This is a genomic window from Actinoplanes sp. NPDC023801 (assembly GCF_040639655.1).
Taxonomy (GTDB): Bacteria; Actinomycetota; Actinomycetes; order Mycobacteriales; family Micromonosporaceae; genus Actinoplanes.
In genome coordinates this window covers 63,493-81,212 of record NZ_JBFAAI010000014.1, presented here as the reverse complement: position 1 = coordinate 81,212, position 17,720 = coordinate 63,493, and the positions used below count along the sequence as shown (strand labels likewise).

General features: G+C 70.4%; 15 protein-coding genes and 1 other RNA gene. 9 read left to right on the top strand and 7 right to left on the bottom strand.

All coding sequences use genetic code 11. The features are described from left to right. Positions 1 to 447: 447 nt before the first annotated feature. The 3 genes from AB0G04_RS24300 to rnpB all read right to left on the bottom strand — a co-directional run bounded on the left by AB0G04_RS24300 (position 448) and on the right by rnpB (position 2,818). Positions 448 to 930, bottom strand: a complete 483-nt coding sequence (locus AB0G04_RS24300) for a hypothetical protein (RefSeq protein ID WP_360986880.1) — start codon at positions 928 to 930, stop codon at positions 448 to 450. A gap of 94 nt (positions 931 to 1,024) precedes the next feature. Beyond that, positions 1,025 to 1,630, bottom strand: coding sequence for a hypothetical protein (locus AB0G04_RS24295; protein ID WP_360986877.1), 606 nt, complete (start codon positions 1,628 to 1,630; stop codon positions 1,025 to 1,027). Positions 1,631 to 2,415: 785 nt separating this feature from the next. Further along, an RNA gene (rnpB, locus tag AB0G04_RS24290) (RNase P RNA component class A) lies at positions 2,416 to 2,818 on the bottom strand. 369 nt (positions 2,819 to 3,187) lie between these two features. On the opposite strand from rnpB, the gene AB0G04_RS24285 reads away from it, so the two are divergent. Then, positions 3,188 to 3,955 carry a sulfite exporter TauE/SafE family protein gene (locus tag AB0G04_RS24285; protein ID WP_360986874.1) on the top strand — a complete coding sequence of 256 codons (768 nt, stop codon included), beginning with the start codon at positions 3,188 to 3,190 and terminating at the stop codon, positions 3,953 to 3,955. Positions 3,956 to 4,208: 253 nt separating this feature from the next. Here the strand turns inward: AB0G04_RS24285 and AB0G04_RS24280 are convergent, their stop codons facing one another. After that, positions 4,209 to 4,625 (bottom strand): toll/interleukin-1 receptor domain-containing protein, encoded by a 417-nt coding sequence (locus AB0G04_RS24280; protein ID WP_360986871.1) that lies wholly within the window; start codon positions 4,623 to 4,625, stop codon positions 4,209 to 4,211. A gap of 207 nt (positions 4,626 to 4,832) precedes the next feature. Between AB0G04_RS24280 and AB0G04_RS24275 the strand changes: the two genes are divergently transcribed. The 5 genes from AB0G04_RS24275 to AB0G04_RS24255 all read left to right on the top strand — a co-directional run bounded on the left by AB0G04_RS24275 (position 4,833) and on the right by AB0G04_RS24255 (position 9,320). Then, positions 4,833 to 5,891, top strand: a complete 1,059-nt coding sequence (locus AB0G04_RS24275) for a type I glyceraldehyde-3-phosphate dehydrogenase (protein ID WP_360986868.1) — start codon at positions 4,833 to 4,835, stop codon at positions 5,889 to 5,891. 9 nt (positions 5,892 to 5,900) lie between these two features. After that, complete coding sequence (locus AB0G04_RS24270; RefSeq protein WP_360986865.1) at positions 5,901 to 6,806, top strand: serine/threonine dehydratase; 906 nt, start codon at positions 5,901 to 5,903, stop codon at positions 6,804 to 6,806. A gap of 27 nt (positions 6,807 to 6,833) precedes the next feature. Then, positions 6,834 to 7,946 carry an ABC transporter permease gene (locus AB0G04_RS24265; protein WP_360986862.1) on the top strand — a complete coding sequence of 371 codons (1,113 nt, stop codon included), beginning with the start codon at positions 6,834 to 6,836 and terminating at the stop codon, positions 7,944 to 7,946. 87 nt (positions 7,947 to 8,033) lie between these two features. After that, on the top strand, positions 8,034 to 8,642 hold the full coding sequence (gene ribA / locus AB0G04_RS24260; RefSeq protein WP_360986859.1) for a GTP cyclohydrolase II: 609 nt from the start codon (positions 8,034 to 8,036) through the stop codon (positions 8,640 to 8,642). Positions 8,643 to 8,729: 87 nt separating this feature from the next. Further along, positions 8,730 to 9,320, top strand: a complete 591-nt coding sequence (locus tag AB0G04_RS24255) for a M15 family metallopeptidase (protein WP_360986856.1) — start codon at positions 8,730 to 8,732, stop codon at positions 9,318 to 9,320. Between the two features lie 34 nt (positions 9,321 to 9,354). On the opposite strand, the gene AB0G04_RS24250 is transcribed toward AB0G04_RS24255, so the two are convergent. After that, positions 9,355 to 10,152, bottom strand: a complete 798-nt coding sequence (locus tag AB0G04_RS24250; protein WP_360986853.1) for a methyltransferase domain-containing protein — start codon at positions 10,150 to 10,152, stop codon at positions 9,355 to 9,357. Positions 10,153 to 10,254: 102 nt separating this feature from the next. Here AB0G04_RS24250 and AB0G04_RS24245 point away from each other — a divergent pair, with 102 nt between their 5' ends. Then, positions 10,255 to 11,280 (top strand): aspartate-semialdehyde dehydrogenase, encoded by a 1,026-nt coding sequence (locus AB0G04_RS24245; RefSeq protein ID WP_360986850.1) that lies wholly within the window; start codon positions 10,255 to 10,257, stop codon positions 11,278 to 11,280. Positions 11,281 to 11,598: 318 nt separating this feature from the next. After that, positions 11,599 to 11,805: a hypothetical protein gene (locus AB0G04_RS24240; protein ID WP_360986847.1), complete on the top strand. Its 207-nt coding sequence runs from the start codon at positions 11,599 to 11,601 to the stop codon at positions 11,803 to 11,805. A gap of 139 nt (positions 11,806 to 11,944) precedes the next feature. Here the strand turns inward: AB0G04_RS24240 and AB0G04_RS24235 are convergent, their stop codons facing one another. Both AB0G04_RS24235 and AB0G04_RS24230 read right to left on the bottom strand, forming a co-directional pair. Further along, on the bottom strand, positions 11,945 to 13,231 hold the full coding sequence (locus AB0G04_RS24235; protein WP_360986844.1) for a hypothetical protein: 1,287 nt from the start codon (positions 13,229 to 13,231) through the stop codon (positions 11,945 to 11,947). Positions 13,232 to 13,648: 417 nt separating this feature from the next. Continuing rightward, positions 13,649 to 13,975: a hypothetical protein gene (locus AB0G04_RS24230; RefSeq protein WP_360986842.1), complete on the bottom strand. Its 327-nt coding sequence runs from the start codon at positions 13,973 to 13,975 to the stop codon at positions 13,649 to 13,651. 76 nt (positions 13,976 to 14,051) lie between these two features. Between AB0G04_RS24230 and AB0G04_RS24225 the strand changes: the two genes are divergently transcribed. After that, on the top strand, positions 14,052 to 17,687 hold the full coding sequence (locus AB0G04_RS24225) for a hypothetical protein (protein ID WP_360986839.1): 3,636 nt from the start codon (positions 14,052 to 14,054) through the stop codon (positions 17,685 to 17,687). Positions 17,688 to 17,720: the final 33 nt, after the last annotated feature.

Genomic DNA, 17,720 nt, shown 5'->3' with positions numbered 1-17,720 from the left:
GAAGTTTCTATACGGGTTCAAGGCGGCCAGCTCCGCCGGCCGCTCGCGCCGCCCAGCAGGGCCGGGCCGGAGGCCCGCCGCTCGCGGGGCCCGCGCCCGGCCGCTTCGCTGGGCGCACCCACGGCGGTTCCAGCCCGGCGGCAGGCGCGAAGTAGATACAGAGAAGCCCCGGCCGCCCTCAGTAACGAGGAGTGCGAGGGCTTCTGGCTGATCGAGGCAAGATCTGATGTCCTCGCCGGACGGGCAGGCTCCCAGGATGGCGCCGTTGCCTACATGCGGAGAACTTGTGGGCAGGTGTGCCGGAGTCATCCCGATCGCCTGCCCAGAGGGATGCCACACCACCGCCAGGGCGTCAAACGATGGGGCTATTTGACGCCCTGGCGGTGGTCCAGCATGGCGGAGCCCAGGCGACCGGGATGACTCCTCTGGATCGAGTGGTGATCAGATCTACTCTTCGGCTGGGCTCCAGCCGCCGTTGTCCTCCTCATAGACGACGTAACTCCACTCCTCCTCTGAACGATCAAAGGTGGCAGAAATGGCATCGGTGAGGCCGTTCATCGCCCGTCGAAGAACTTCGGGGTCATCCGTTCGGACAAAGGCCTCCACGCTGCGCCCGCCGTCGCCCGCCTCGTTGATCTTGAAAGTGACGAGAGGCTCAGGACGCGATGGTCCATGGGTACGCCGGAAGTTCACCAACAGCAGCTTGAGGCCATCCCAAATTGCCGACGCGGCAAGATTCGGGCCAAGGGCCATCAGGACCACGTAGCTACCTTGGAGCAAGATCTCAACATCCCAGCCCGATCCGCCCCGCTGGAGTGGCCGGACTTCGACGGGATGCGTCCCGCTCATCACACGCGCGGCATCGGCGAGCTCGTCGGGCGTGAAGCCGTAGGGCGTCGCGGCCAGCCCCATTGCCTGCGGATCAGTCATAGCTATTTCCATTCAAAAGGCTTTGTACGTGATCGAACGTTACTCGATGCTGACCTTGAGGGCGTGCCTAGCGAAGTAGGGCGTTCGGGATGACCTACTCCGTGTCGATTCGCTTCATGGCGCCTGTGAGGGCAACTCCGAGGTTCTCAGCAGCTTCCCTGGCGTCTTTAGCTACCTTCAGGATGGTCAGCCAGTGTGCTTTTCTGTTGGCTTCTGGGTCTTTGACCACACTCGGCTCGACCCACTGATCACCAAACTCTACGGTCTGGTTGAGGCCGGTCAGCCGAGCGCCAAATGCCTTCCAGCTGTCAACCATGTTTTCCTCATGCTGGAAGAGGAGGCGCACGCGAATGTCGAGCTTGCGGTGTTGGTGAATGAAATCGCCAGCATCGGCAGCTACCGGGATCCAGTCGGACGCCTCGCCGTCGTCGCCCAACCCGTCAAAGATGATCTCCATAAGAGATTCGAAGCCGTGCAACAGCTCACCGATCTCGTAGAGCATCGCGACACGGTCCGGTCGTAGTCGGGACGGCTTCTCGCCCTCCAACCTATGTAGGTCACGGGCATGTTCGGCCTCAAGCTTGGCCGTCTCCCGCCTGTCAGTGCGGTCCTGGACGACCTTGACGCTCCACAGGCTGAAAGCGCCGCCGAGCATCCCGCCGGAAAGAGCACTGATGAGGGCTACCCACCACGGAGTCATGCAATTAAGGCTAGAGACAGCGCGCGACTCCGGGACGCGGGCCTTGATCATCCGGCACGCGCCGGGCACAAATGAGGCCAGCAAGGCATGTAAGACGTTGTCAGACGATCACAGTCCCTGCCCAGGCCAGGCGGCCTAAGTGTCGGATATCGATGCCTTGCCTGCCTCGAAGGATCTATGGGGTTCAAATCCCTAGCAGGTTCGTTACGCCTGGGCCGAAGTCTTTGACCCCTGTGGCCAGGGCTGACACGGTTCCGATTGCTCCGGAGACGGTAGCGAGCCTTGCGGTGGGTGAGGCCCACATGCCTCGGGTGATTGCAGCCCAGCGCCGCTGGTAGAAGAGCGTCTTGAATTTCTCCCAACGGTGCTGACGCAGGTGGCAACCGAACATGAGCCCCGAAGAGTTGCGGCGGCAAAAGTTGCCGTCACGAGTCGGTGCACCGCACCAAGCTGGCGCTGAAAACAGCGACCATGCCACCACCAGCCCGGAGAGTATGTACAAGAAGCCGGGTCCGACTTCGGTCGTCCACCAGGCCGTTAGAAGGATGGCCAAGGCGACCAGGCCCCAGTATCGACGCACAAGCTTCATACATAGATGCGTAGTCGACCAGTGACTTGGTGTAAAGAGCGGAAGGTGCTCCCAGAGTGCTGCGTCAGGGCGTCTCCAGGGCGTCAGGGCGTCTCCAGGGCGTTGGACGCCAACCAAGGTTGGCCAATGTTGACCAACAACACCTAGTAATAAGAAGAGGTCAGCGCCCTTAAGGTCGCGATCACCTTGAGGGCGGCGGACGAGTCGGCCTGTACGCCGGATTCTGTGCCCGGCGACCAAGGTCGCCGGTGGCGGCCATCCATCTAGGCCTGCCGTTGCCGGCAGGCTCGAGCAGCCTACCCGCAGGCTCGGGCGAGCAGCCCTCGAACGCCTGCGCCGGCCCTCGCCCTGCGGCTCGGGCCTTGCTTGGCCTTGCTCCGGGTGGGGTTTACCGAGCCACCCCGGTCACCCGGGGTGCTGGTGAGCTCTTACCTCACCGTTTCACCCTTACCGACGGCGTACGCCGTCGGCGGTCTGTTTTCTGTGGCACTTTCCCGCGGGTCGCCCCGGGTTGCCGTTAACAACCACCCTGCTCTGCGGAGTCCGGACGTTCCTCGGCGGCACCGCAAGGATGCCGACGCGACCGCCCAGCCGACTCGTCCGTCGCGCCGCAATCCTACGTGCCGCCCCGTCACCGCCTCCGGTCCGGCTGGCACTCACCGCTGTATCCCGCCCGTTGATACAGCGCTGGGGTCTGGCTGGGTGTGCCCAGCTGGTGTTCAGGGCTGTTTCCGGCGGGTTGATAGGGCGCTGGGGTCTGGCCGGTTGATGCGGCGCTGGGGTCTCTGGCCGACTGCTCGCGGCCAGTGCTCAGGGCTGTTTCCTGCGGGTTGATACGGCGCTGGGGTCTGGCTGGCTGCTCGCGGCCAGTGCTCAGGGCTGTTTCCGGTGGGTTGATACGGCGCTGGGGTCTCGCCGGGATGATCGGCGGGCCGGGGCGGGCTTGAGGACGTAGATTCACCTGCACCATGGATCTCACGCACATCCTGCTGCTCGTGTCGGCCGGGATCGCGGCCGGGGCGGCTAACGCGATCGCCGGGGGCGGGTCGCTGATCACGTTTCCGACGCTGATCGCTACCGGACTTCCGTCGGTTGAGGCGAACGTGACGAACTCGGTCTCGGTGTTCCCTGGGTATGTGTCCAGTGTCGTGGGGAGCCGGGCCGATCTCGCCGGGCAGGGGCGCCGGGTGCGGGTCACGATTCCGGCGGCGGCTCTGGGTACGGCGGCGGGCTGCGCGCTGCTGCTGCTCACCCCGGCGCGGGCGTTCGAGGTGGTGGTGCCGTTCCTGGTGCTGGGGTCGGCGGCGACGCTGGCTTTTCAGGAAAGGCTGCGTGGCCTGGTCGGACATCCGCGTGGCATGTCGTCCCGGCGGGCGGCGGTGACGCTTCAGGTCACGGTTTTCGCCGGTGCGATCTATGGCGGCTACTTCGGGGCGGCGCTCGGGGTGATGTACGTGGCGGCGCTGGCCCTGATCATCGACGAGCCCCTGAAGCGGATCAACGCGCTGAAGAACGTGCTGTCCGCCACGGTGGGTCTCGTCACGCTGGTGGTCTTCGCGGCGTTCGCCCGGGTCGACTGGGCTGCGGCGGTCACGCTCGCTCCGGCCACGATCATCGGGGGGTACGCCGGCGCGCGTCTGGCCCGGCGCCTGCCGCAGCGGGTTCTGCGGTATCTGATCGTCACGTTCGGGACAGCCATCGGGCTGTTCCTACTCCACCGGGCGTTCCTCGGCTGAACGGCACCCGGGCGTTGCCGGCTGAACGGCACCCGGGCGTTGCCGGCTGAACGGCACCCGGGCGTTGCCGGCTGAACGGCACCCGGGCGTTGCCGGCTGAACAGCACCTGGGCGTTGCCCGCTGAACACGATCGGGCGTTGCCGGCTGAACGGCGCCGCGGCGTTCCCGGCGGAACAGGGGTTCGCCGAATGGAGTATCGCGCGAAAACTGGCGGCTTGTCCCGTACGACATCGGGGTGTGGAGGCCTGTCGGTCACCAGCCGCAAGTGGCGCGCGGGCCCCGGGTCCGGAGTTTCTCGCGGCGGATGCCGCCGGCCAGGTTGAGCACGATCTCGAGGGCTTCCTCCTCGTCGAGGTCGTGCAGGCTGCGGCAGGGCAGGGCGCGCAGGACGCGGGGTGCCTCGCACGCGTCGAGGCGCACGGTGATGAGACGGCCGACGAGGGCGGGGGAGTGAACCAGCAGCTCCCAGTCGGTGGCGGTGGCCCGGTGTTCGGCGGAGAGCAGCAGCAGGACCGGGCCGGTGCCGCTGTGCCGGGCCTCGGTGAGGCGCTGTGCGAAGGCCGGGTCGGCGGGGTCGAGGACGACCTCGTGACCTGCGGCGCGGAGGGCGCCGGCGATCCACTGTGCCCATGGCTCGTCGGCGAGCGGGTGGGAGATGAGCACGGGCACAACCCCAGCATGCCGGACAGTCGTCCATAGTGCTCGATGGGGTTTGTGTCGCCACTCGACTGCGTGGTGTGAGAATGTCGTCCGTTGACGTGCAACTTGCACAACTCATAGTGTCGGTATCGTGACGGCGCGTGGACCCTTATGGAAACCGGGTCGGCCGAGTCACGGGGGAAATGCTGACAAAGCCTCACAATCGAGGAGCGCTCGATGACTGTCGCGATCGGGATCAATGGACTCGGGCGGATCGGCCGAAGTTTGACCCGGATCGTGGCGTCCATGCCACACCCGGGTGTGGAGATCGTCGCGGTGAACGACATCGCCACGACCGACAAGCTGGCGTACGGCCTGCGCCGCGACAGCATCCGGGGCGCGTTCCCGGGTACCGTGACCGCCCGCGGGGACTATCTCGTGGTCAACGACCACGCCATCCGGGCGTTCCGCCACGAGCGCCCGGATCGGATCCCGTGGGCAGAGCACGGGGTCGACGTGGTGATCGAGGCGACCGGCCGGTTCCGGGCCGGGACGACGGCCCGCCAGCACATCTCCCACGGTGGCGCCCGCAAGGTGGTGATCAGCGCCTCCGCCGACGACCCGGACGCGTTCCTGATCGTCGGGGCCAACCATCAGAGCTACGACCCGGTCGCGCACGACGTGGTCTCCCCGGCCTCGTGCGGTGTCAACGCCCTCACCGTGATGGCGAAGGTGCTGCTCGACCGGTTCGGGCTGCGCTCGGTGAACACCTCGGTCATCCTGGCCAGCCAGGGCTGGCAGCGGGTGCAGGATTCGATGGTCGGCAACTCGCGGGACGACCCCCGGCTGGGGCGGGCCATCGGGGAGAGCATCATCCCGCACAACTACGTGGTCGGTGACCTGGTCCGCGTCGCGCTGCCGGAGATCGGCGAGATGCGCTACAGCTACTACTGCGTGCCCACCCCGATCGGCTCGCTGGCCGAGCTGTCCGGCCAGACCAGCCACCCGGTGACGGCCGAGGAGGTCAACCGGGCCATGGCCGAGGCGGCGGCCGGGCCGCTGCGCGGGGTGCTCGCCTACGACCCCGACCCGACGGTCTCCGTCGACGTGAAGAACTGCTCGGCATCCTGCCTGTTCGACCCGTCCGGCACGCAGACCACGGCGGACGGCGGGGTGAAGGTGCGCGGCTGGTTCGACAACGAGTGGGGCTTCTCCAACCGCCTGCTGGACCTGGCCAAGCTCGTGGGTGAACGTTTACCCGTCGGGTCGAGCCGGGTCTCCTGGAGCGTGGCCTAGGCTGGCGTCGTGGTCGACCTGGCGGACGTGCGTGCCGCGGCGAAGCGCATCGACGGCCGGATCCGGCGGACCCCGGTGCTCGCCGCCGGCCCGGATCGGTGGTTCAAGCTCGAGTTCACCCAGCACGCGGGGTCGTTCAAGACCCGCGGCATGATGAACCAGATTCTCGCCGGCGAGGTGTCCGCGGCCGGGCTCATCGCCGCTTCGGGCGGCAATGCCGGGCTGGCCGCTGCCTACGCGGCCCGCGAGCTGGGCCATCCGGTCGAGGTGTTCGTTCCGGTCACGGCGCCTGCGGTCAAGGTGGCGAAACTCGGCAAGCTCGGCGCGCGGGTGGTGCAGGAGGGCGGGGAGTACGCGGAGGCGTACGCGGCCGCGATCGTCCGGGCCGCGGAGACCGGCGCCCGGTTCTGCCACGCCTACGACGATCCGGCGATGGTGGCGGGAAACGGCACGCTCGGCCTGGAGCTGATGGAACAGCTCGATTTCGACACGGTGATCGTGGCGGTGGGCGGGGGCGGTCTGCTCGCCGGAGTCATCTCCGCCGTCTCGCGGAATGCCCGGATCGTCGCGGTCGAGTCGATCGGCGCACGTGCCCTGCATGCGGCGCTGGAAGCCGGGGAGCCGGTCGACGTGCCGGTCGGCGGCGTCGCCGCTGACTCGCTCGGCGCCCGCCGTGTCGGCGGCATCGCCTTCGAGCTGGCGCGTGCCGCGAAGATCGACTCGGTTCTGGTGGACGACGCCGCGATCGTCGAGGCCCGCCGCCGGCTGTGGGACGAGTACCGGATCGTCGTGGAGCACGGCACCGCGTCGGCACAGGCCGCCCTGCTCTCCGGCGCCTACCGTCCCGCTCCTGGTGAACGGGTGGTCGTACTGCTCTGCGGAGCCAACACCGATCCCGCTGATCTGGCCACGTAGGCGCGCTGATTCGGCGAGGCTCGGCTGATGACGGACAGCGAGCCCGAAGCGGACGAGAAACCCGGGGCTGCCGAGACGCCGGCCGGGGAGTTCCGCCGGTTCGCGACGGCCGTCTGTGTCGTCGGCATCCTGGTCCAGCTGCTGCTGACCGCCTACTACCTGGGCATGGGGCACCGGGCCGCGCCGCACGACCTGCCGGTCGGGCTGGTCGCGGGCCCCGAGCAGCGCGGATCGATCACCACGATGCTGGAGGAGGGCGGCGCGTTCGCGGTCGCCGACTACGACTCGGCGGAGGCGCTGGTCACGGCGATCAGACGGCGTGACGTGTACGGCGGGGTGGACGTCACCGGCAACGAGCCGATGCTCTACGTGGCCGGCGCGGCGGGAGCCTCGGCGGCGTCCCTGCTGCGCTCCACCTACGGCGACGTCATGCAGCAGCAGAAGGCGCAGCAGCTCACGGCGATGACGCAGGGCGGGGACACGGTCGGTGTCACCGTGGCCGAGTCGCTGATCACGGCGCCGAAGGTGACCGACGTGGTGCCGCTGCCCGCGGACGACGTCAACGGGGTGTCGCTGGGCTTCCTCACCCAGGCGCTGTCCCTGGGCGGCACGATCGCCTCGATGGGGCTGGGGCGCCTCATTCCCCGTACCCGAAGATCCTGGCGCCGTGGCGTCGCGCATCTGGCGACCCTGATCCTCTATGCGGTGGGGTCGGCCGCCGCGGTGCTCTGGTCGATGAGCTGGTTCGGGGTGGGCGAGGGTGCCGATCACGTGGAGATGCTCTGCATCTTCTCGCTGATCTCGCTGGCCGTGACCGGGTCGACGGCCGGTGCGGTCGCGCTGGTGGGTCCGGCCGGGGCGCTGCTCGGCGCCTTCTACTTCACGATCGGGACGGTGATCTCGGGCGCCAGCATCCTGCCGGAGTTCCTGCCTGCCTTCGGGCGGGAGCTGGGGGAGCATCTGCCGACCGGTGCCGGGGTGCAGGCGGTCCGCGACAATCTCTACTTCCCGCAGGCGCCGATCGGTGGTCATCTGACCGTGCTGGTGCTCTACGCGGCTATCGGCTGCCTGATCGTGCTCATCACCAACATTCTCCCGAACCGGACGGATCGTACATCCGAGGTGGATCTGAGTCTGTGATCGGCGACCCATCCGCAACCATGGCCACCTCATGAACCGGCGCGTACGGTCGATCCGTACTTGAAGTGTCAAGTGCTGGGAGAGGGCATGCCGGTTCGTACGCGCGTCACCGTTCCGCTCGAGTTCCCCGACGGGTATCGCACCACCGCCGAGGTCGTCACCTTCACCGGTCTGTCCGACGGTAAGGAACACCTCGCGCTCGCCCTCGGGGACGTCGCGAAGTCCGAGGTGCCGCTCGTGCGGCTGCACTCCGAATGCATGACCGGCGATGTCTTCGGCTCGCTGCGCTGCGACTGCGGCCCGCAGTTGCGCGAGGCCGTCGAACGCATCAGCGAGGTCGGCGGGTACCTGCTATACCTGCGGCAGGAGGGCCGTGGCATCGGGCTGTACGCGAAACTCGACGCCTACGCCCTGCAGGACACCGGCATGGACACCTACGAGGCCAACCGGGCTCTGGGGCACGCCGACGACGAGCGCGACTACACCGCCGCCGCGCAGATGCTCACGGCGCTCGGTGCCGAGGCCGTCGACCTGCTCACCAACAACCCGGACAAGTCCCGGCAGCTGCGCGATCTCGGCGTCGACGTGCGGGCGGTCCGGCCGACCGGGGTGCACGCGTCCCCGGCGAACGTCCGCTACCTGCAGGCCAAGGTGGCCCACACCCAGCACACGATCGACCTGGCCCCGGCGTCCTGAGTTCCTCGCCTGCGGCGCCGCGGGTTCGTCCCGGGTTTCTCTTCGGTTGCGCCTCAGATTCCCTGAGGCGCGCCGAAGGTGTTAGGCGTGGGAATCGAGGGAGTGAATTCGCGTATCGCGGACATCCAGAGCCGGATCCTCGCGCTCCAGGGTCAGCAGGCGGCGACCACGACGTCACGTGCCCGGACGGAGACGCCCGGGCAGGCGACCTTCGCCAGTCACCTCCAGAGCGCGGTGGCGTCCACCGGCGCGCCGGACAAGAGCTACAAACTCAACAGCAAGGGCGTTCCGGAGGATCTCGCCGCGTACGGCAACGGCAAGATCCCCCCGGAGGCGCTCGGCCGCGTCGGTGACACCAGGCACCAGCTCTGGGCACCGGCCGCCGAGAAACTGAACCGGATGATCGAGGACGCCAAACGGGACGGCGTCAAGATCGGCATCACCGACTCCTACCGGCCGTACGCCGAGCAGGTCGACCTGGTCCGCCGTAAGGGCCTCTACTCGCAGGGCGGTCTGGCGGCCAAGCCCGGCACCAGCGAGCACGGCTGGGGCATGGCCACCGACCTGGACCTCAACTCCGAGGCGCTCTCCTGGATGCGGAAGAACGCCAAGAACTACGGCTTCGTGGAGAACGTGCCGCGGGAGTCGTGGCACTGGGCGTTCCGGCCGCCGTCGTAGCCCCGGGCGCGGCTCCTCCGGCCGCGCTGCCCGGTCAATCCCGGCAGATGATCTCGCCGTGCGGGATGATCAGCCAGCCGTCGGGATCGTCGGCCCACCGGCGCCAGCCGGCCGAGATCCGCCGCAGATCGGTTTCGGTCGCGGCGCCGGTGCGCTTGGCCGAGGCGGCCATCTCGGAGTTGAGCACCCGCTCCTCCCACATGCCGCCCCACCACTCGCGGTCCTCCTCGTTCGCGAAGCACCAGACACTCGCCGTCGCCGTGACGTCGGTGAACCCGGCCTCCCGTGCCCACGCCATCAGCCGCCGCCCGGCGTCCGGCTCGCCGCCGTTGCCCCGGGCCACCCGCTGATACAGGTCCAGCCACTCGTCCAGCTCGGGGACCAGCGGGAACCAGGTGAACGCCGCATAGTCGCTGTCGCGTGCCGCGACCACGCCGCCCGGCTTCGTGACCCGGCGCATCTCCCGCAGCGCCGCCACCGGGTCGGCGACGTGCTGCAGCACCTGATGGGCATGGACGACGTCGAAGGTGCCGTCCGGGAAGTCGAGCGCGTGCACGTCACCGACCACGAAGTCGACGCCGCTCAGGCCGCGGCGCGTGATCTCGGCACGGGCCAGGCCGAGCGCATCCGCGGTCTGTTCCAGGGCGGTCACCCGGCCGGGTGCCACCAGCTCCGCCAGCTCGGCCGTGATCGTTCCGGGACCGCATCCGACGTCCAACAGGGAAAATCCGGAGGAAAGATGCGGCAGCAGGTACGCCGCCGAATTCTCTGCGGTGCGCCACCGGTGTGAGCGCAAGACCGACTCGTGGTGTCCGTGGGTGTAGGTCGCCATGGCCCTCACGGTAGGCCTGTTGTCCTCGAATGTGAGACAGGCGTCCCACATCATGGATAAGGCGATTTCTTACTCCGCAGATCAGGACGTAGTTTGGTGGCCATGAGGATCGGTATCGTCGGGGCGACGGGACAGGTGGGCGGCGTCATGCGCCGCATCCTGGCCGAGCGCCAGTTCCCTGTTTCCGAGCTCCGGCTCTTCGCCTCCGCGCGCAGCGCGGGCCGCACGATCTCGTGGGGCGGCGGCGACGTGACCGTCGAGGACACCGCCACGGCCGACTACTCCGGCCTCGACATCGTGCTCTTCTCCGCGGGCAAGGGCGGGTCCCTGGAGTTCGCCCCGCGCTTCGCCGAGGCCGGCGCGGTCATCGTCGACAACTCGTCGGCCTACCGGATGGACCCTGACGTCCCGCTGGTTGTCGCCGAGGTCAACCCCGATGCCGCTCGCGTACGCCCCAAGGGCATCATCGCGAACCCCAACTGCACCACCATGGCGGCGATGCCGGTGCTGCGCCCGCTGCACGACGAGGCCGGGCTGGTCTCCTTCATCGCCACCACCTACCAGGCGGTCGGCGGCGCCGGCCTCGCCGGGGTGGCCGAGCTCGACGAGCAGGTCAAGAAGGTCGCCGACCGGGCCACCGAGCTGACCCACGACGGCTCCGCGGTCGAGTTCCCCGAGTCGAAGGTCTTCCCGAAGCCGATCGCGTTCAACGTGATCCCGCAGGCCGGCTCCTTCGTCGACGACGGCAGCTTCGAGACCGACGAGGAGCAGAAGCTCCGCAACGAGAGCCGCAAGATCCTCGACCTGCCGGGTCTGCTGGTCTCCGGCACCTGCGTCCGCGTACCGGTCTTCACCGGCCACTCCCTGCAGGTCAACGCCCGCTTTGCGAACCCGCTGAGCGTCGCGCGGGCCCGCGAGATCCTGGCCACGGCGCCCGGCGTGGAACTCTCCGACGTGCCGACCCCGCTGCAGGCCGCCGGCCGGGACCCGTCCTACGTGGGCCGCTTCCGTGTCGACCCCACCGCGGAGAACGGCCTGTCGTTCTTCATCTCCAACGACAACCTCCGCAAGGGCGCGGCCCTCAACGCGGTCCAGATCGCCGAGCTGGTCGCCGCCGAACTGCGCTGACCCACTTCCGGAGCGTTTCCCGACGCTTCCCACGCTGCCCCGGTCGCCGTCCGACCGGGGCAGCGTCATTTTTCCGGTACGGCCAGGCGACCCCGGGCGCATCGGACGCGTACCGGGGCCACAGCGCGACATGTCCGGTGCGCACGGCCCCAAGGCGCCTCACGGGCATGTCCGCATCACCGGCGACCTGCGCTGTCCGGCCGGCCCCGCGGTGGGCGGCGGCGGCCATGCGCGACCCTGTTGGGCTTTACAATGGGAATTTGGGACTTTTTGCACGAATCGGTAGCGCTTGGCCGGTTTTAACGGCACAGTGATGGAATGAACGACAGTGGGCTGGGCGGAGCGGGCTACTTCTGGTGCCTTCGCGACCACCGGGTGGAGAGTGGCGACGACGTGTGCCCCGCTCAATACCGGCTCGGTCCCTACGCCACGGCTGACGAAGCGACGCGGGCACTCGAGACCGTCGAGAAGCGCAATGCCGAGTGGGATGCCGACGACGCCCGCTGGACAGGGGAAGCCAGCTGACGTAAATCCGCCGCTCCGGCCGACAGCGCCGGAGCCGCGAGTCTCCCGGCGCGGACGTGCCCGCAGCGAACCTCTCTCAACCTGGCATCGGGCCGAGCCCTGCGGGTCTGTGGATCGGCCCTCGCCACGTTGAAAAAGTTCAGTCATTCGCAAGGAGGAACACCTCGATGCCCCCTGCCAAAAAGGCTTCGACAGGGCCCGCTGCCGAAAGCAAAGGTCCGGAACGCAGAAAAACGCCATCCGGTACGGGCAGCCGCGCGACCGCCACCGCCACCAACGCCTCCACGGGCTCGGCCGCCCGGAAACCCACCCGTTCCACGGCCACGCCCGTCCCCGCGAAGCCCGTCCCCGCGAAGCCCGCAGCGAAGAGCCCGGCAGCGAAGGCCGTGAGCCCGAGGACCACACCCGCAGCCGCCCGGCCCACCACGGTGAAGGCCGCCGCCGGGCGTACCGCGGTCTCGTCGAAGAGCGGTGCCGCGGTGCGGAACCCTCCCGCCAAGGCTGTCAGCAGAAGCGCGGCCGGCTCGAACACGGCAGCTCCGGTGAAAACCCTCAAAGGTGTCCCCGTCCGAGCCGGGCGAACCGCCGGCGTTGTCGCCGCCGGATCCGGAACGGCCCGGTCAGCGGCCACGTCGCCGACAAAAGCGCCGGCGCCCCGTACCGCCGGGTCGACGCGCGCCACCGGCACGCCCGCTGTGACCGCCGGGACGTCCCGTACCGCCGGGTCGGCGCGGGTGACCGGCACGCCCGCAGCGGCCCGTACCGCCGGATCGGCGCGGGTGATCGGCACGCCCGCAGCGTCCCGTGCCGCCGGATCGGCGCGGGTGACGGGCAAGCTTGCCGTGACTCCTTCGAAGAAGAGCGCCGGGAAGGCCGCCGGGCCGGACCCGGTAGCCGTACGGCAGCCGATCCGCAGAGCAGCCCAGGGCGGCGGAGCATCGGCGGCCGCCGGCCGTACGAAAGCGTCGCCGGAAGCCGGAGTGGTGAAGCCCCGCAAGCCGGCCACGCCGGGAAAGACCACCGCGTCGAAGTCGCCGACCGGCACGAGCCGCTCAAGGACCGCTGTCGCGAGCCCGGCAATCCCCGCCGGAAAACGCGGCACGACCTCGACCGGCGGCGCGAACGCGTCGCCCCGGGCCAGGACGGCCGCCACCAGCAGCAAAGCGCCGGCCACCGTTATCAAGGCGCCGGCCGCCGGCAGGAACGCGCCGGCCGCCGGCAGTAAGGCGCCGGCCGCCAAGACCACGTCCCGCCGTCCCGTGGCGCAGCGTTCCGCGCCCGAGTCGATCGCCGGGAAGCCGTTGACCACCCGGACGAAGGCCGCCGAGAGCACCGGCCGGGCCTCCGCGGGGAAAACCGCGACAGTTCCCGGCACACGGACGGCGGCGTCCACGAAGACCGGCACCTCCGCCGGTACGCGCGGCACCGCCGGTACCCGAACATCCGCGGGCAGGACGACCGCTCGGCCCACGGCTGCGGAAAAGACCGCCGGCAAGCGCGCGGTCGCCTCTGTCCCCAAGGCCGGCGCCAAGGACGGTGCGGGCAGCGTTGCCCGGATCGGGGCGCTGACCGGGAGCCGCAGGGTCGCGGCGCAGCGAACCGTCGCGGGAACCGTTGCCGACACACCGGGGCCGAAGAAGCCGGCCGCCCGAGCGGTAGCGGCCGGTAAGCCGGCCCGCGTCGTCGCGGCCCGGGTCGCTGCCGCCCCCGAGAAGACCGCGACTCCCGGCCGTGGCCGCGCCGCCACGGTCACGGGGCCAGGAGGCCGGACCCCTGCCGGCCGATCGACGGGCGCCGCCACGACAGCGAAGCCGTCCGCCCGTTCCGCCAAGCCGTCCGCCACCTACGGCGCCTCCAAGTCTTCTGCCGCCTCCGCCGCTGCCAAGCCGCCCGCCGCCTCCGCCGCTGCCAAGTCGCCCGCCGCCTCCGCCGCTGCCAAGTCGTCTGCCGCCTCCGGCAGGTCGTCTGCCGCCTCCGTGAAGTTCTCCGCCACGAAGTCGTCCGCCATGGCAGCGAAGCCGTCCACCGCATCGGCGCGAACCTCAGCCAAGGCCGGGGTCAGCCCGGCGGCGGGGAAGGCCGGGACCGCGAAATCGGCGGCCGCGAAGCCTGGCCGTGCCTCGACGGGCAGAAGTGACGTGACTGCCGAGGCGCCGGCCGGCCGGGTCAAGATCGGACGATCCGCGGGCGTAAGTGCCTCCACCAAAGCCGTTCCCGCGGGTAAGGCACCGGCTGCCGGCAAGGCTGTGAAGGGCGTACCCCGCTCGGGCAAGGCCGTGTCGTCGGTGAGCGTGGCCGGGAAGGACGCCGCAGCCAAGGCGAGCGGCAGACGAGCGACGACCGGCAAGACCACCGCCGGCAAGACCGCCGGGGCCGTCACCCTGCCGATCCGGCCCAGGAGCGGGAGTGCCGCGGCCACCGGGGGACGCGTTCCGGCCGGACGGGCCGGCTCCCGGCGCGTCGCGGCAGCCATGAGCAACACCCCGAAGAACCAGGTGACCGTCTCCACGGGTGACACCGGGAACCGGGACGACGACACCGAAGGACGAACCGCCGACTACCTCGCCGCGCCGATGCGGCCGGAGCAGCTCGTACCCGGATCGCAGAACGATACCGAGGACGACGCGGCCGGCACCGGTTCCCCGCAGGACGTGCCGTTCCTCGGAGGGTGGTTCCCGCCGCATCGCGGACCCGTACAGCCGGATGAGGAATCCGATCAGTGGGGTGCCGACCGGCCCGATCTGGAGGCGATCGGCAGCGACACCGGAACCGAGGACGCGGACGACGACGAGGAAGCCCCCGAGTACACCGGCCCGGCGGACGCGGTCGAGTCGGGATGGGTCTCCACCCTCGCACGTGTCTCCGTTGCCGACGGGCGCGAGATGGCCACGGCCGACGAAGAATCCGGGGAGACCGCAGGCTCGGCCGGCGAACCCGATGACGATGAACTCAGGCAGCCGACCGCAGCGACAGCCGGCGGTGCCGGTGGTTCGGCCGGCAGTGCTGGTGACGCGTCGTTCGGCCAGTTCGACGACCCCGGCTTGGACGAGGCCGACGGTGACTACGACTACGACGACGATGACGACACGGACGACGACGATGACGTCGAGGCCCGCCGGGACGAGGGCGTCGCCGGCGAGGTGACCGAGCCGGCCGTCCCCACGACGACACCGAGCCGGACACGGAGGCCGTCGGCCGGCCCCTCCCGGGCGGCCGGTCTCGCGGGGACGGTGATCCCGGGCGAGTTCGAGAGCGCGGAGTCGCGGGTCGGGCCCTCGGCGGAGGACGGGGACGACAAGACCGGCGAGATCGCCGACGACATCGCGGCCGACCTGGACGAGGTGACAGCCCCGGCGAGCACCGGCCCCGCGAGGCGAGGCGCCCGCACGGGCGCCGGCAAGGCGGGAACGATGGCCGGCGCCAAGAAGAGCGCCAGCACAGCGGGAACGGGCTCGAAGGCGGCGGGATCCGGTACGGCGCCGAAGAAGACCACCGGCACCGGAACAGCCAAAGCAACGGGGGCCAGAGCCGCCGCGAGCAAGACTTCGACGGACCCGGCCGGTGAATCCACCGGGACCAGGACCGCGGCGAGCAAGGGGACTCCGGGCAAAGCCACCACCGCGGGGAAGGGCGCCGGTACGACCGCCAAGGCCCCCGCGAGCCGGGCCGGTGCTGCCGGGACCTCGGATACGGCGGCCAAGGCCGGGGCACGGGGGACGGCTGCCGGGCGCGGTACCGCCGGAGGCGCCGCGGTCAAGGCCACGGCGTCGAAGGCGCCCGCCAAGGCGACCGGAACCGGTGGGCGTACCGCGACGGGGTCGGCCGGAACCGGAACGACGGCGCGGAAGACGGCCGCCACGACGACTAGGGAGTCGGGCGCTCGGAAGAGCACTGCGGCCAAGACGGTCGGGGGCCGGGCAGGCGCCGCGAAGGCAGGTGCCGCCAAGGCAGGTGCCGCGAGCACGGCGGGGACCTCGGCGGGGGCCACACGGGCGGGCGCTGCGAAGGCTACGGCTGCGAAAGCGACGGCTGCGAAAGCGACGGCCACCAAGGTGACCGGCGCCAAGGCAGCGGGCGGCGCGGCGGCGAGCAAGGCGGCGGGCGGGACGAAGGCGACGGCTGCCAAGAGCGCGGCGGGTAAGGCGACGGCCGCGAAGGCGACCGGAAGCAGGGCAGCGGTCGTCGGCGGCACGGCTGGCAGGGCGGCAGGGGCGAAGGCTACGGCCGCCAAGAGCGCCGCGGCCAAGGCTGTTGCCGGGAAGCCGTCCGGGACCAGGGCAGCCGCCGGAAGTGCGGCGACCAAGGCGGCGGGTGGCAGAGCGGCTGCCGGCACAGCGGCGGGAACGAGGGCCACCGGGGTCAGGAAGAGCGCGGCCACGGCTGGAAGCGCTACGGCGGCCAAGAAGACCGTGGGCAAGGCTACGGCGGCCAAGACCGCAGCCGGTACTGGGACGGCGGCCGGCACCAGGGCGACAGCTGCGAAAGCGACCGGTGCCGGAGTGGCGGCTGGGAAAACCGCCGGCAGGAACGCTTCCGGCGGCGGTGCGGCGGCGACCTTGTCCGTCGCAGCGACGAAGGCGCCTGGGACGAAGCTGGCGGGGGCCAAGGCGGCTGGGACGAAGGCGGCTGGTACGAAGCTGGCCGGGACGAAGGCGGCTGGTACGAAGCTGGCCGGGGCCAAGGCGGCCGGGACGAAGGCGGCTGGAACGAAGGTCGCCGCGACGAAGGCGGCTGTGAAGAAGGCGACGGGGACGAAGGCGACTGGGGCAAAGGTCGCGGGCGCGAAGGGCAGGGCGGCAGCGGACACGTCCGGTGAAGCCAAGCCGGCGGCGTCCAAGCAGGCTACGGGCACGGCGAGCGCCGCCAAGGCTGCTGGTACCGGTGGAGTCGGCACGGCTAAAGGCGCCGCGGCGAGGAAGACGGCGGCGAAGACCACCGCTACTTCGCCGTCGGCCGGGCGCGGCGGACGGAAGACCGCATCGGCCACGGCATCGGCGGGGCGGGCGACCGCTGCGAAGGGTGCCAAGGCTGGCTCGGCGGTGACCGGAACCGGGCAGAGGGCTGCGAAGAGTGCCGGATCCGGCACTGCGGTTGCGAAGACCGCTGGGGCCAGGTCGGCGGCGGGTCAGGCCACCGCCGCGAAGAAGGCACCCGCGAAGGCGACGGCGGCCAAGGCTGCCGGGACCGGGGCTGCGGGTGCCAAGGCGACGGCGGCCAAGGCTGGCGGAACCAGGGCTGCCGGTGCCAAGGCGACGGCGACCAAGGCTGCTGGGACCGGGGCTGCGGCCGCCAAGGCTCCGGCGGCCAAGGCCGCCGGAATGAAGGCCACCGGAACGAAGGCGGCGGGTGGAAAGGCAACCACGGCCAAGGTCGCTGGTACCAACGCTGCCAAGACCAAGGCCGCCGGCGCGAAGGTGACCGGTGCGAAGGCGACCGGGGTAGCGGCGAAGGCGGCGGGGGCCGGGGCCACGGTCACCGGGACGGCTACCAAGGCCACCGGAACCCGTGGGTCCGCAGCCAAGACCGCGGGCACCGGTGTGCGCAAGGCGGCCACCGGCAGGCCCACCGCGGCGAAGGGCACCACGGCCAGAGCGGCCAACGCCAAGGCGGCACCCACCAAGGCCGCGGCCAGGATGGCCGGCGGGTCCAGGAACGCGGGCGGGTCCGGGAACGCGGGCGGGACCGGGAACGCGGCCAAGGCTGCGGGTGGGAACGCGGCCAGGAGTGCGGGCGGGAACGCGGCCAAGGCGACGCGGGCCGGGCGGAGTTCGGGGGTCAACGCGGGTGCTTCCAGCCGTACGCCGGGGAGTGCTCGGACCGCTCGTAACACCGCCAAGAGCGAGCCGGTGCAGGCGTCGCGTGCGGTGCCGCGCCGGCGGTAGGTAGCCGGTGGAGCGGGGGCCGCGGCGCGCTGT

What these genes read in the sequence shown, in the direction of transcription:
- AB0G04_RS24300 (WP_360986880.1), bottom strand. Translation starts at nt 930, where the DNA reads ATGACTGATCCGCAGGCAATGGGGCTGGCCGCGACGCCCTACGGCTTC.
- AB0G04_RS24295 (WP_360986877.1), bottom strand. Translation starts at nt 1,630, where the DNA reads ATGACTCCGTGGTGGGTAGCCCTCATCAGTGCTCTTTCCGGCGGGATG.
- AB0G04_RS24285 (WP_360986874.1), top strand. Translation starts at nt 3,188, where the DNA reads ATGGATCTCACGCACATCCTGCTGCTCGTGTCGGCCGGGATCGCGGCC.
- AB0G04_RS24275 (WP_360986868.1), top strand. Translation starts at nt 4,833, where the DNA reads ATGACTGTCGCGATCGGGATCAATGGACTCGGGCGGATCGGCCGAAGT.
- AB0G04_RS24265 (WP_360986862.1), top strand. Translation starts at nt 6,834, where the DNA reads ATGACGGACAGCGAGCCCGAAGCGGACGAGAAACCCGGGGCTGCCGAG.
- ribA (WP_360986859.1), top strand. Translation starts at nt 8,034, where the DNA reads ATGCCGGTTCGTACGCGCGTCACCGTTCCGCTCGAGTTCCCCGACGGG.
- AB0G04_RS24250 (WP_360986853.1), bottom strand. Translation starts at nt 10,152, where the DNA reads ATGGCGACCTACACCCACGGACACCACGAGTCGGTCTTGCGCTCACAC.
- AB0G04_RS24245 (WP_360986850.1), top strand. Translation starts at nt 10,255, where the DNA reads ATGAGGATCGGTATCGTCGGGGCGACGGGACAGGTGGGCGGCGTCATG.
- AB0G04_RS24240 (WP_360986847.1), top strand. Translation starts at nt 11,599, where the DNA reads ATGAACGACAGTGGGCTGGGCGGAGCGGGCTACTTCTGGTGCCTTCGC.